Source organism: Desulfomicrobium macestii (assembly GCF_014873765.1).
GTDB classification, from domain to species: Bacteria; Desulfobacterota; Desulfovibrionia; order Desulfovibrionales; family Desulfomicrobiaceae; genus Desulfomicrobium; species Desulfomicrobium macestii.
The window spans coordinates 23325-37642 of sequence record NZ_JADBGG010000012.1 but is presented as its reverse complement, the minus strand read 5'-3'; the positions used below and the strand labels follow the sequence as shown (position 1 = coordinate 37642).

Sequence of the window (14318 nt, the reverse complement as noted above, 5' to 3'; positions counted from 1 at the left end):
GACTAAAATTAAAGCGAAGGCTGAACAAAGAGTGGAAATTTGTCGTCTCGTCATTGGGCCTGCTTCCTTACTTGAGTTCCTCGTCGCCGCATGAATTTTTGCAATCACCGTGAATTCTGTCCGAGCAAGCGCCGCCTGTAGACAATAATTTTTTATTCAAACATAATATCGATGCCTTACGCAAGAACGATTTCAAACAAATTCCAAACCTTCCCTCCAAAGTTTCTTCCGGTTTGAACCGGCTGCGGGCCTTTTCGGGGTTATTCCTCGGCACGTCATCCGGCACATCATTTTTGAACTCGGCCGCACGCGGACTCAAAAATTCGAGGACTCACATGGCGAGTATGAAATAGCCACGCTTTTATGGTCAACACTTTTTTCCGGACATACGCAACACGTTCGACACAAAGACTATTTGAGGTATGAGCCGCTCCCCAGGACACTGCGGCCCGGCAAACCAATGGGTTGAAAGCATTTTTTTTCGTCCGTCCGACACTCATGCGCCCATGGGAATTCCGATTTTGTTGCAAGAGTGCATTTTTAAGCGCAGAAAAAATATTATGCGTGTCCGACATAAAATGCTTGCACCAAAAAAACTGACTACCATATCATAGACACATGAGCGCACTAGGAAGTTATCTCACCGAGCGCAGAAAAGCACTCGCCGCCAAGCATTCGGGCTATTCAATCCGGAGCGTGGCCAAGCGTATCGGCATCCATCATTCCTATCTGAGCAAACTGGAGCGTGGCGAGAACGCGCCCCTGACCGAAGAGCGCATCCACGCCCTGGCCCGCCTCCTGGGAGAGGATCCCGACCTGCTCATGGCCCTGTCTGGCAAATTGTCCGACCGCATCACCGGACTCATCCGCTCCAATCCCCTGCTCTTCCTCGGCAGCCTTGAGACTCTCGAAAAGCAGGGTGCAAGCTCCTCGGACACCGCGCCCATGCGCCAGGATCAACGCAAGAACGAACTTGAGGAACTGACCCGGCTGCTGCGCGACGAAATACGGGAACGCCAGGTCCTTGAGTCCCAGCTGCGTGAACAGCAGCGGGTGCAGCGCACCATCCTTGAGAACCTGCAGGACGTCTCCGTGACTCTTCTGGACTCCCAGTTCCGCATCCTGTGGTCGAACTCTCCGGTGACCGAGAGCCCCGCGCATTATCTCAATCAGCATGATCACAAGACCAGCGGCGCCGCGTCCGCAAACGGGCGTAGCGAACCCGAATCCGGAGCTTTTTCCACGGCCTGGCGGGCCATGAAGACCCGCACGGTACAAAACGGAACCTACAGATCCCCGGACGGCAAGCACTGGCTGGTGCGCAGCGCTCCGGTGCTCGATGCCAATGACGCCGTCACCCAGATCGTGCACATGCAGTTCGAGGTTACGGAACTCATGCATGCCAAACAGGCCCTGGAAGCCAGCGAACAGCGCTGGAAGTTCGCCCTTGAGGGTGCCCAGGAGGCTGTATGGGATTATGATGTGCCCTCGGGAAGGCTGCAATGTTCGCCCACGTGGTACACGATGCTCGGCTACAGGGATGGCGACCTCGATCCGACCATCACGCAGTGGGAAGCCCTGCTGCATCCCGAAGACCGTGTTCCGGCCCTGAGCATGCTCTCGGCCCACTTTCGGGGGGAAACGGATTTTTATGATTTTGAATACCGTCTGCGCTGCAGCGACGGCTCCTACAAATGGATCCACTCCCGGGGCAAGCTCATGGAAAAGAGCAGCATCGGGACACCCATGCGCATCATCGGCACGCACTACGACATGAGCGAACGCAAGGCGGCCGAAGAACAGATTCTCGCCAACGAGGCTTTCCTGGAAAATCTGCTCGGGAGCATCGAGGAAGGCATCAGCGTGCTCGCCCCGGACATGACCGTGCGCTACGCCAACCCGACCATGACACGCTGGTATGCCGAGGAAATGCCGGTCGTGGGCAGGAAATGCCATGAAGCATTCCATCGTCTGGGCGAATGCTGTTCCCGCTGTCCGGCGGTCCGGACCCTGCGCACTGGTCGCAACGAATTCGAAATACTCGAGATCATGTCCTCCACCGCCTCCCGCGCCATCGAATTCAACGCATATCCGATCAGGGATGCGCAAAGCGGCCAGGTCACCGGGGTCATCGTCTTTGTGCGCGACATCACATCAAAGAGGCAGATCCAGCAGGCCCTGACTGAAATTGAGGACAAGTATCACACCATCTACCAAGGCGCGCCCATCGGCATGTGCACGCTAGACGCCCACGGCCGCTTCGTGTCCATGAACCCCAGTTATGCCCGACTGTACGGATACGCCTCGCCGGGCGCGTTGATGAATTCGGTGCGCTCGGCTTCCGAGCTTTTCGAGTCACCCGAAGATTGGGAACGGCTGCGCGCGTTGATCGGTACGCAGGACGAGATCTTCGGGTTCGAATGCCGCATCCGACGCCCCGACGGATCAACGATCTGGACGTCGCGCACCGTCCGGGTGGTCCGCGACGCCCGGGGCCAGCTTTTGCATTATGATGTTTTTGTCGAGGATATCGAAGCCAGAAAGACTCTCGAACTGCTCACGGGGGCCCCAAAATGAGTTCCCGATTCATTTTTTTTCTGGCTTTTGATGAATAAATCCGTGTAGGAAGGGCAGGACCGTCCTGGGTCTATCCAGACGTTCAAGTCCATCCACCCGGAGCGTGGCAAAGCCTCACAGGCGAATTTTCGCCGTTTCACTCACAAGGAGGGGGGAATGAAAAACATCAAGTTGGGGATCAAGATCGGCGGAGGTTTCGGAGTTCTGATTATTATCGCCTGCGCTTTGGGTGGTCTGGCCGTATTCAACATGAAAGCCGTGGAAACGGATTCCATCCGGCTGGCCAAGGAGTATGTGCCTGAAGTGGGCATAGCCAATGAACTGGAACGCTCCTCCCTGCTGACCATGTACGCATGGCGCGGCTATGCCTTCACGGAACAACAGTCCTTCCTGGACGAAGGGCGCAAGCAGCTTGCCGCGGTGCAGGATGTTTTGACCGATGCTGAAAAGCATTCCCTGGCCTATCCTTCCCTGGTCAAACTCAAAGAGCAGCTGGTGCAGGCCAAGGCAGTGGTCGCCTCATACGCCGCCCAGTCCGACCAGACCGTTGAGCTGATCGAAGCGATGAATGGGGACCGCAAGGCCTTGGACCAGGGCGCGGCCGCCTACATGAAAAACTGCGTGGATTTTCTCGATAGCCAGAACGTGGCCATGAAGCGCGAGTTCACCGCAGGAGCCACCCCCGAGGCGCTGACCGAGCGTCTCGACAAGATCACCTGGGTCAATGAAATCATCGACCTCGGTAATGATACCCGCATAAAGGTTTGGCGCGCCCAGGCGGAACGGGATCCGAAGATTATCGAGGACGCCCTCAAGAACTTCCCGAAAATGGACGAATTTTTCGACAAGCTCAAAGCGGTCACGAGACAGGAGGCTAACCTCAGGCAGATCGCAGCCACAAAAGATGCGGCCATGCAGTACAAGACGGCCATGACCAGTCTGAACGGACACTGGAAAGAGCTTGCAGACCTCAACACCCAACGTACGAAAACCGGCGAAGATGTCCTCGCCGTCGCGCAAGATACGGCCGTGGCGGGCATGGAAGGCACCCAGAATATCGCCGACGAAGCCGTGCTGAACCTCAACTCGGCTTCCACGGTCATGATCGGCGGCTTGAGCTTTAGTGTCATCATCGGCATTCTTGTCGCCATATTCCTGACCAAGGGTATCACCGGCCCGGTGCAGCAGGGCGTGGAATTTGCCCGCAAGCTGTCCCAGGGCGACCTGACCGCCAAACTGGATGTGGATCAGAAGGACGAAGTCGGCATCCTGGCCCAGGCACTGCGCGACATGGTCGCCAAGCTGCGCGAGATCGTGACCGAAGTGCAGTCGGCTTCCGACAACGTGGCCTCGGGCTCCGAGGAACTGAGCGCCTCCGCCGAGCAGCTCTCCCAGGGCGCCACCGAGCAGGCCGCCTCCGTTGAAGAGGTCTCGTCGAGCATGGAAGAGATGGGTTCCAACATCCGCCAGAACGCCGACAACGCCTCCCAGACCGAAAAGATCGCGCTGAAGGCCGCGCAGGACGCCGAGGCCGGCGGTCAGGCCGTGGTCCAGGCCGTGGGTGCCATGAAGAACATCGCCGAGAAGATCTCCATCGTCGAGGAGATCGCCCGCCAGACCAACCTGCTGGCCCTCAATGCCGCCATCGAGGCCGCCCGCGCCGGCGAGCATGGCAAGGGCTTCGCAGTGGTCGCGGCCGAAGTGCGCAAGCTGGCCGAACGCAGCGGCACCGCCGCGGCCGAAATCAGCGAGCTGTCCTCCTCCACCGTGAGCGTGGCCGACCAAGCCGGTCAGATGCTGACCAAGCTCGTCCCGGACATCCAGCGCACCGCCGAACTGGTGCAGGAGATCTCCGCCGCATCCAACGAACAGAACGCCGGCGCCGAGCAGATCAACAAGGCCCTGCAGCAGCTTGATCAGGTCATTCAGCAGAACGCCTCGGCTTCCGAGGAAATGGCCTCCACATCCGAGGAACTGTCCAGCCAGGCCGAACAGTTGCAGTCCTCCATCTCCTTCTTCCATTTGGGCGCCACGGCGGCCCGCGTCACCCGGCAGACCGCCCATCGGGGCAGCAGCAGGCCGCAGCCCGCGCGCAAGGCCCCCAAGGCCCTGGCCGCCAAGGGCTCGACCAGCGGCTTGGCCCTTGATATGGGGCGCGACGAAGAAGATGATGAATTCGAACGTTTCTAACCAAAGGTCGAGGTGACTCATGAGTGACAACACTACCCTGCAGTACCTGACCTTCGGTCTCGGCGAGGAGGTCTTTGCCCTGGAGACGGGTTCCGTGCGCGAGGTCATCGAACTCGTGTCCGTGACCCGCATCCCGAAGACGCCGCCCTACATGCGCGGGGTCATCAATCTGCGCGGCCACGCCGTGCCCGTGGTCGATCTGCGCATCAAGTTCGACATGCCCAAGGCCCAGGACACGGTCAACACGTGCATCATAATAGTTGATGTGGAAGTCGAAGGAGAAAACTGCTACATGGGGGCGATAGTCGATTCGGTACGTGAAGTCTTTGAAATGACAAGCGACCAGATCAACCCGCCGCCGCGCATGGGTACGTCCATCAGGGCGGACTTCATCCGGGGCATGGGCAAGCAAAACGAGGAGTTCATCATGATCCTCGATATCGGCAAGGTCTTCTCACCCGAAGAATTGCAGGTCTTGCGCAGCACGGAAGAACTGGAAGCATAAAATTGGAACCAAAGCGGGCCGGAACATCAGCTCCGGCCCGCATCACGAACAAGGACCGGTCCATGCCTCAAGACGAAATAGCGCCTTCTCTCCAGGAAATTGTGTCCGTGATGGAGGAATGCGCCAGCAGCCTGCCCGCGCTTCTGTCCCGCCTTGCCGGTGTCATCAAGGATAGAGAAGAGGATTTTCTCGGACTGGGAGCCACGATTTTCGGCATCAACTCGCAGGCTAACACGTTTTCGGCCACGGCCTCGGCCATGGCCTCCTCCGTTGGCGAAGGAGCCCTGCTCGCGGCCATCGGGGAACTGCAGACCCGGGCCGACGAGGCAAAGGCCGTGTTTTCCTCCGTCTCCTCCACGGAGCAGCAGGAAGGAATGTCCGAGGTGCTCGGACTCATCCGCGGCCTGGACCAGGCCATGGCCCAATTTTTCAACATGGTTCAGACTCTGAAGGTGCTCGAAATCACCACGCGCATCGAGAGCGCCCGTCTGGGCAGCGCCGGTGCCGGATTCACCACCCTGGCCGACGACGTCAGGGCCCTGGGCACGATCATCGACGAGCACACTGAAAAAATCAGCGAACATTCGCACCTGCTCATGAATCAGGTGGCGTCGGCCAGCGAGCGCAGCAAAAAGCAGCTCGCCTCGCAGAATCGCATCGTCGAGGACATGTTCACGGAACTCTTTGCCGGAATTTCCGAGCTTGAGGACATGCGCAACCATTCGGCCGCCCTGGTGCAGGATTTGGCCAAAGGATCCCGCCAAGTGACCGAGAGCATGGGACAGGTCATCGCCTCGGTGCAATTTCACGACATCACCCGCCAGCAGGTCGAGCATGTCGAGGAAATTTTGGACCAGGCTGTCCGGGAAATCAGCGCGCCGGAAAAGGAAGGCGGAGAGCTCGGCCTTGGAGCCTGGGTGCGGGACGTGCTCAAACTCCAGGCACCGCAACTGCGCCAGGCGCAGGAAATGTTTTCCGGAGCCGTGGACGAACTGATCGACAATTTGCGCTCCATCGGACACGGCATCGAGGACCTGCACGGCAAGATCACTGCCGTGGCCTATGCGGACCGCAAGGGCGGAATGTCCATTCTCGACGCCATCCGTCACCACATCGGCGACGTCATGAACGCCATGCGCACCACCAGCGGGCACATCTCCGAGACATCGAAGACCATGTCGCACATGGCGGAAACCATCTCCACGGTCAGCACCTTCGTGCATGGCATCGAGGACATCGGAGCAGAGATCGAACTCATCGCGCTGAACGCCCGGGTCAAGGCCGCCCACACCGGCGATCAGGGCCGCACCCTCGGGGTCATCGCCATGGAAATCCAGAACCTCTCCGTGGACGCCCGCACCCGTACGGGAACCGTAGCCGAAATCCTGAACAATATTTCCACCGTGGCCGACCGCCTCTCAACCTTGGCCCGTACCTCGGACGTATCTGAAATGGTGGACGGCATCCAGGGTCGCTTTGAAACCGTGCTCGACCAGCTGGCCACCCTTGACGCTGAACTGGCGGCAAACATCGCGCACCTCTCGGACCTCGGCACGGGACTTGTCTCACAAATCAGCGCCGTGACCTCTTCCATCCATTTCCATGAACTGGTATCGGATCAATTATTGAGTTTGGAAAAGGAAATCACGGTGTTGAAAGACAGATTCGCCCCCTTCTCGGCGGAACTCGACGCGGCCAGACAACCCGAGAAACTGCGCGAACAGCTTTCCCGATACACCATGGACAGCGAACGCCTGGTCCACCTGTCCGTTCTCGGACATCACGGGGACGCTCACGACGGTGGCGAGGCGGATCTGTTCGACGACAATGACGTCGAGCTTTTCGGCGACGACAATGTGGAATTCTTTTCCGATGACAACGTGGAACTCTTCGACGACGGCAATGTCACACTTTTTTCCGACGACAATGTGGAACTTTTCGGCGATGACAATGTCGAACTTTTTACCGACGACAACGTGGAAATTTTCGAAGAGCAGCCGACGGCGGCCAACGCGAAGCCATCGTCAAAAGCCGCTACCGCCAAGAAGGCTGAGCCTGAAGATGATCTCGGCGACAATGTGGAACTTTTCTAAAACCAGGAGCCTTTCATGTTTTCATGTACCGTCCAGGGCCCCCCGGAACATCCGGTCATAAAACTTTCCGGCAGTCTCACTCTTGAACATTCCAGGGAAATTCACGCCGAGCTGCTGGCCCGTTTGCCAAAGGCCGCTGTCATTACCCTTGATCTGGGTGATTCGGAAAAATCGGACCTCTCTTTTGTCCAGATCCTCTGCTCCCTCTTGAAGGAGCAGGACAAGACAATCAGTTTCACGAGTCTGCCCCCTCACCTGCTCGAAAACGCGGCGAGCCTTGGGGCGGACAGTCTCATCAAGGAAATAACGAATCGCACAGAGGATAACCCATGAGTAAAACCATAATGACGGTTGATGACTCAGCCAGCGTCCGTCAGATGGTCAGCCTGACCTTGAAGGACGCGGGGTACACGGTCATCGAGGCCTGCGACGGCAAGGATGCCCTGGCCAAGCTGTCCGGACCGGTGGACATGATCGTGACCGATCTGAATATGCCCAACATGAACGGCATCGAACTTATCCGCGCCGTGCGCGCCACGCCTCAATACAAGTTCGTGCCCATAATCATGCTGACCACGGAATCCCAGGCATCCACCAAAGAAGAAGGCAAGGCGGCCGGAGCCACCGGTTGGATCGTCAAACCCTTCAAACCGGATCAGCTCCTGGCGGTTGCCAAGAAACTGCTGCGCTAACCCGCCACCCTTGGAGCAAAAATGTCCAGAGAAGAACTGAACCGTCAGGCATTTAAAGAAGAAGCCCTGGAACTTTTGGGCGAACTGGAAACCTCCCTGCTTGAGCTCGAAGAAGATCCGGCCAATGACGATGTCATCAACCGGGTCTTTAGAGCCATGCATACCATCAAGGGCTCGGGGGCCATGTTCGGCTTCGAGGATATCGCCTCCTTCACCCACGAGGTCGAGACGGTCTTTGATCTGGCGCGTAACGGCCAGATTTCCGTATCCAAGGAACTTCTCGATCTCACGCTTCTGGCCCGGGACCACATCCTATCCATGCTCGAAGGCGAGGAACAGGGCCTGGGCGCACGCGCCGCGGAAGTCATCCAGGGACTCAAGGCACTGACTCCAAGCCGGAAGGAGCCCGAAGCCGCCCCTGCGGGCATGGAAACCGCGACGAACTGCGCCACGAATTCGAAAATGAACACCTGGCGCATCCGCTTCGCCCCGCCCAAAAACCTGTTCATGAGCGGGACCAACCCCGCCTCCCTGCTGGAAGAGCTGTGCGAGATGGGCGAGCATCACGTCATCATGCACACAAAGGACATCCCCGCCCTGCCCGAACTCAATCCCGAGGACTGTCTGGTCTGGTGGGACATCATCCTGACCACGGCCGGCAGCGAGGACGAAATCCGTGACGTCTTCATCTTCGTGGAGGAAGACAGCGACCTGACCATCCAGATGGTCGGAAGCTGCCAGGGCATCGACGAGGAATCCTACAAGCTTATCGGCCAGATCCTGGTCGAAAAAAACGACATCACCAAGGACGCCCTGGAGCGTATTCTGCTGGAGCGCAAACCCATCGGCCAGCTTTTGTCAGAGGCGGGACTGGTCAGCGCAAGTCAGGTCGAGGCGGCATTGGTCGAACAGCAGGAGGTCAAACGCCTGCGCCAGACGGCCAGCACCGAGGCACAGGCGTCGAGCATCCGGGTTCCGGCCCAGAAACTGGACTTTCTGGTTGACCTGGTCGGCGAACTGGTCACGGCCCAGGCGCGCCTGACCCAATTCGCCAGCGAGCAGAGCGACGCAAGGCTGCAAGCCATTTCCGAAGAGATCGAACGGCTCTCCGACGAGCTGCGCGACAATACGCTCGGCATCCGCATGCTGCCCATCGGGTCGACCTTCAGCCGCTTCAAGCGCCTGGTGCGGGACCTCTCCCAGGAACTCGGCAAACGCATCGTGCTTGAAACCCACGGCGAGGACACCGAGCTGGACAAGACCGTCATCGAGCGCCTGAACGACCCGTTGGTGCACCTGCTCAGAAACAGCATCGACCACGGCATCGAGAGCCCCGAGGAGCGCATGGCCCAGGGCAAGAATCCCGAGGGCCGGATAGAGCTTTCGGCCGAGCATTCCGGTGGCGAGGTGCTCATCCGCATCATCGACGACGGCGCGGGCATCGACCCCGAACGCATCCGGGCCAAGGCCGTGGAAAAAGGTATCATCGCCGCGGACACGCTCATGACGGACAAGGACGCGCTGATGCTCATCTTCGCGCCGGGCTTCTCCACGGCCGACAAGGTCACCAGCGTGTCCGGGCGCGGCGTGGGCATGGACGTGGTCAAGCGCAACATCGACGCCCTGCGCGGCCGCATCTCCCTGGAGAGCGTTCCCGGCCAGGGCACGACCATCTCCGTGCGCATCCCCCTGACCCTGGCCATCATCGACGGTTTGCAGGTTCAGGTCGAGGACAGCTACTTCATCATGCCCCTGTCGGCCGTGGAGGAATGCGTGGAACTCATCCGCAAGGACAAGGACCGCGCCGATCTCATCAACCTGCGCGGCCAGATGGTGCCCTACATCAGCCTGCGCGCCGGTTTCGAGATTCCGGGGCAGACCCCGGAGATCGAGCAGGTCGTGGTCTGCAACTCCCAGGGGCGGCGCGTCGGCATCGTCGTGGACAGAGTCATCGGCGAGCACCAGACCGTCATCAAGAGCCTGGGCAAGGTCTATCAGGACATACGCGGGATTTCCGGAGCCACCATCAAGGGCGACGGCAGCATGGCGCTCATCCTCGACATCGCGGCGCTGGTGGCCTGATCCATGTACGACGCAAACGGCCAGGCCGCTCCGCTCATGACCGACAAGGAACTCAAGCAGTTCAGCGAGTTCATCTATTCGGAACTGGGCATCAAGATCACCCAGACCAAGAAGACCATGTTGCAGGCGCGTCTGCAGCGCAGGCTGCGCACCCTGAGCATGAGGTCCTACGGACAGTATCTTGAGTATCTGCAGACCCTCAAGGGACTGGAGGTCGAGTTGCCCCAGATGGTGGACGCGGTGACCACCAACACGACCAGCTTCTTCCGGGAACCGAAGCATTTCGAGTACTTGTCTCAGAACATCCTGCCGCAGTGGCAGAAAAAACATCCCGGCCAGACCTTCGCGGTCTGGAACGCGGGCTGTTCTTCAGGGGAAGAGCCCTACACCACGGCCATGACGCTCATGGATTACCATGAGCGGGTAAACCCGTTGCGCTTCACCATAGTGGCCACGGACATCTCCTCGGACATTCTCAGGAAGGCAGCGCGCGCCGTTTACGAAGATGAAAAAATTGGGACAATTCCGGTGGAGTTCAGGCGCAAGTATCTGCTGCGCAGCAAGGACAGGAGCAAACGGGTCGTGCGCATCATCCCGGAACTGCGCGAGACGGTCAGCTTCCGGCGGCTCAATTTCATGGATGACTTTCAGTTCCGCGAAAAAATGGACCTGATCTTCTGCCGCAACGTCATGATCTATTTCGACAAGAAGACCCAGCATGAACTGGTCATGAAGTTCTGTAACCACCTTGAACCCGGCGGGCACCTGTTCATCGGCCATTCCGAGAGTCTGGCCGGCGCCGACCTGCCGCTTAAGCAGTTGGCCCCGGCCACCTACATGCGCATCTGACCGCCCAGGTCAGGGCTGGTCTTCCCGGGCGGGCAACTTCACCCAGAAGGTCGTGCCCGCCCCTTCCTCCGAGGAAAACCCGACCTCCCCGCCGAGATAATTCTCCGTCAGCAGCTTGATGGAATACGTGCCAAGCCCCCGATCGCTCCCCTTGGTCGAAAAAGATCGTTTGAACACCTGAAGCTTGACCGATTCGGGCATGACGGCCGCATTCGAGATCCAAAACACGGCCGCCCCCTCGTCGCGCCGCAGGCCGGCAGTGACGATCCCGCCCGAAGGTGTGGCTTCAAGGGCATTGATGAGCATGTTGACCAGAATCCTGCGCAATAGCGAGAAATCCGAAAACACGGGCACGTTGACGCTGTCCGCTTCAAGATGGATGTGCTTGTCGATGGCCTTGGGGTGCGCTCGAAATTCATCGACCAGTGAATGCATGATCTCAAGTCCCTGCAACGTGATCCTGGAGATCGCGTATTCTTTTCTCTCCAGGGACAAGAGCTGTTTCTGCTTCTGGATCTCATCGACCAGGGCAAAGAGCGAGGACCGCGCCATGTGCGCAATCTCGCGGGCTTCCTCGGGAACTTCGTCCATGAGAATGTCGACCAGGTTTCTGGCCCCGCCGGCGGAATTCAAAATGTCGTGAAAGAAAATGCGCTCCAGGGCCTGGCGGCGTTTTTCATCACTGATGTCAAGGAGAGTCAGGACGTAGTATGTTCCTTCCCCGGTTTCCCAGGGCGAGGCAAAAATTCGCAGGTCCCGGGCCACGGTGGCACCGTGCTTATCCTTGCACAGCAGCTGGCACTCGTGCTCGGCCTTTTCCCTGGTGCCCATGGCCTCAATCATGGCCCGCAGCGCTCCGCATTCACGGCAGTGCAGGGACGTTCCACAGCCGTTTTTTCCGGCTTCGGAATAGACGCAAGCCATGGCCTCGCCAGGACGCCTGGCCAGAAACGAGCTCACATCACTGGTCCCCAGAAGGTCGGTAAAGGCGTTATTGCTGAAGATGATCTGACGAAAGGAGTTGAGCACCAGAAGCGGCAGAGGAAAGAAATTGAAATACTGCGAACACAGATGACTCCCGATTCGGGCATTCTGCGCCAGGACATCGGTCAGGGGCATGCGCTCGCCGGGAGCGCACAGGGTTTCACATTCTTTGTTCATTTATATCCGTTTATGTAAGGAGTGTTGGTGTGAAAAGTCACTGCACTTTCAGATCAGCGAATACTTCAGAAGTGTTTGTTCCAATTCCGCCACATGCTTGCGGAAGCCCCGTCAACAGGTTGAAGTGCCGCCATTTCTGTCCCCGACCGGGAGGGTGAAATAAAATGTCGCCCCCTGCCCCGGACTGCTTTCCGCCCAGATTCTGCCGCCGTGCTTTTCGACGAATTCCTTGCACAGGATGAGTCCAAGGCCCGTACTGGCCTCATCCTCGGTGCCGAGTCGCGTGATCTTGTTGTCCAGGGAAAACAGCTTCGACAAGGTAGCTTGGTCCATGCCCACTCCGTCATCCCGCACCGCGACGGTGATCGTGTCTGCGCTTTGCGTGGCCGTGATGAGTACCTGCCCGCCCCGGTTCGAAAATTTCAGGGCATTGGACAGAAGATTGCGCAGCACGGTGCCGATCATGGGCGGATCGATATCGGCAATCAGTCCGTCCGGGACATCGTAGAGCAGGGTGATTTCCTTCTGCTCTGCGATGGAATGCTTGAAATCGATGCTCGACTTTATGAGCTCCTGCAAAAGAAATGGGCCGCGCGAACAGGTCAGCATGCCCTGCTGCAATTTTGCCCACTCCAGAAGATTCTCCAGCAGCGCAAACACACGCACGGAACTTTTGTACAATGCATTCAACGAGATGTTGACTTCTTTCATGGTCAAACCCTCGAAATCCTCGACCAGGATCTTGGTCAGTGAAAGAAAACCGGATATGGGCGATTTGAGATCGTGGGCGATGATGGAAAAAAATCTGTCCTTTTCGGCGAGCGCATTTCGAAGTTCGGCGTTGACCCGCGCAATTTCCTCCTCGGATTTCTTGCGCTCGGTGATGTCGCGCACCGAGGCCACACGCATGGTTTCGCCGTTGATCTCGAAGTTTCGGGCCTCAAGCTCGACAAAAATGACCTCGCCGTTTTTCTTCACAAACCTGACCACGTACGGCCGTGCGTAATCCTTGACCACGTTCTCGCGCACAATGTGTCGGTCGCGTTCATGAACAATCAGTTCCAGCATGTTCCGCCCGAGTATCTCGTACGGTTCATATCCCAGCAGTCTGGCCAGGGAAGCGTTCAAGTCAACGGCGACGCCCATTTTGTGGATGACGATGCCTTCCATGGTCAGGTCGGAAAGCAGCCGGTAGCGCATTTCGTTCTCGCGGCAGGCCAATTCCGCTGATTTGCGGCCGGAAATGTCGCGGCAGAAACAGACAAACATGCCCCCGTGCTGGCTGAGAAAGGACACTGAGATTTCCACATCGAAAACGCTGCCGTCCTTTCTGCGGTGTCTGGTTTCAAAAAGTTCGGAACCGTTTTCGACGATGCGCGCAATTCGCTCGCCGGTCATGGCGTCATCTTCCACGGCATCCAGTTCACTGATGTTCAGTCCTTCGAGTTCCTCTTTCGTGTAACCTGTCATGCGGCAATAGGCGTCATTGACATCGGTCAGGAGCCCGTCCGCATCAATGACCCAGAACCCGTCCTGGGTGGTTTCCAAAATGGAAGTCAGGAAGCGCTCCCGCTCCAGCAAGGCCTTTTCCGCCCTGGCCTGATCAGTGATGTCGCTCAGAACCAGGAGCAGGCGACGCTTTTGGGCCGGTTCCTGACGCTGATTCTCGATTTTGCCCACGCAGCGCACCCGGCGATGGCTGCCCTGCAAGGTAAAGCTCAATTGCTTGCCCTCGGGACTCTTGAAAAAGGCCTTGAACCGCCCCAGAAAAGCTGAACGGTCCGCCGTGGCTATGAAATCGACCAGCGCCTTGCCGCCAAGCAGGTGCGAGTCCCTCTCGACCATCTCGGCAAAGGTCTGGTTGGTCTGAGCGATGATCCCGCTTTGGTCGATGGTCAGATATCCGACCGGGGCGTCGTTGAAGAGACGCGCAAAGCGGTCCCGCGCGATTTCATACTGCTTCTGGGTGTCGCGCAACTCCTCGTTCTGAAGCTCAAGCTCGATCTGGTGCACCTGATATTCATGGAACAGGGTCTTGATCTCTTCCAGGGAAAGATTTTCGACCTTGCTCACGGAATGCGCCAGGCGTGCCTCGGCCTGCTCGCGTAGAATCCTCTTCTTGGCTTCAAAAGTATCTGTCATATCCGGCATATCCTGATTGGCGGTTAT

At 58.2% G+C, this 14318-nt stretch carries 10 protein-coding genes; 8 read left to right on the top strand and 2 right to left on the bottom strand.

Features of this window, described 5'->3' with window-relative positions:
- The first annotated feature begins 618 nt into the window (after positions 1-618).
- From H4684_RS09345 to H4684_RS09310, 8 genes are all read left to right on the top strand, one after another.
- Entirely contained in the window at positions 619-2577 is a 1959-nt protein-coding gene (locus tag H4684_RS09345; RefSeq protein ID WP_192623531.1) for a PAS domain S-box protein, read from the top strand.
- Positions 2578-2733: 156 nt separating this feature from the next.
- Positions 2734-4767, top strand: a complete 2034-nt coding sequence (locus tag H4684_RS09340) for a methyl-accepting chemotaxis protein (RefSeq protein WP_092191655.1) — start codon at positions 2734-2736, stop codon at positions 4765-4767.
- Positions 4768-4786: 19 nt separating this feature from the next.
- Complete coding sequence (locus H4684_RS09335; protein ID WP_092191653.1) at positions 4787-5272, top strand: chemotaxis protein CheW; 486 nt, start codon at positions 4787-4789, stop codon at positions 5270-5272.
- Positions 5273-5334: 62 nt separating this feature from the next.
- Positions 5335-7365: a methyl-accepting chemotaxis protein gene (locus tag H4684_RS09330; RefSeq protein WP_192623530.1), complete on the top strand. Its 2031-nt coding sequence runs from the start codon at positions 5335-5337 to the stop codon at positions 7363-7365.
- A gap of 15 nt (positions 7366-7380) precedes the next feature.
- Positions 7381-7698, top strand: a complete 318-nt coding sequence (locus tag H4684_RS09325; protein ID WP_192623529.1) for an STAS domain-containing protein — start codon at positions 7381-7383, stop codon at positions 7696-7698.
- A complete protein-coding gene (locus tag H4684_RS09320) occupies positions 7695-8057 on the top strand; it encodes a response regulator (protein ID WP_092191647.1) in 363 nt (120 codons plus the stop codon). Before H4684_RS09325 ends, H4684_RS09320 begins: the two co-directional genes overlap by 4 nt.
- A gap of 21 nt (positions 8058-8078) precedes the next feature.
- Entirely contained in the window at positions 8079-10139 is a 2061-nt protein-coding gene (locus H4684_RS09315; protein ID WP_192623528.1) for a chemotaxis protein CheA, read from the top strand.
- A gap of 3 nt (positions 10140-10142) precedes the next feature.
- Complete coding sequence (locus H4684_RS09310; protein WP_192623527.1) at positions 10143-10988, top strand: CheR family methyltransferase; 846 nt, start codon at positions 10143-10145, stop codon at positions 10986-10988.
- 9 nt (positions 10989-10997) lie between these two features.
- Here H4684_RS09310 and H4684_RS09305 read toward each other — a convergent pair whose 3' ends face one another.
- Together H4684_RS09305 and H4684_RS09300 are read right to left on the bottom strand one after the other, a co-directional pair.
- Positions 10998-12149 (bottom strand): sensor histidine kinase, encoded by a 1152-nt coding sequence (locus H4684_RS09305; protein ID WP_192623526.1) that lies wholly within the window; start codon positions 12147-12149, stop codon positions 10998-11000.
- 111 nt (positions 12150-12260) lie between these two features.
- On the bottom strand, positions 12261-14291 hold the full coding sequence (locus tag H4684_RS09300) for a PAS domain-containing sensor histidine kinase (RefSeq protein WP_192623525.1): 2031 nt from the start codon (positions 14289-14291) through the stop codon (positions 12261-12263).
- Positions 14292-14318: the final 27 nt, after the last annotated feature.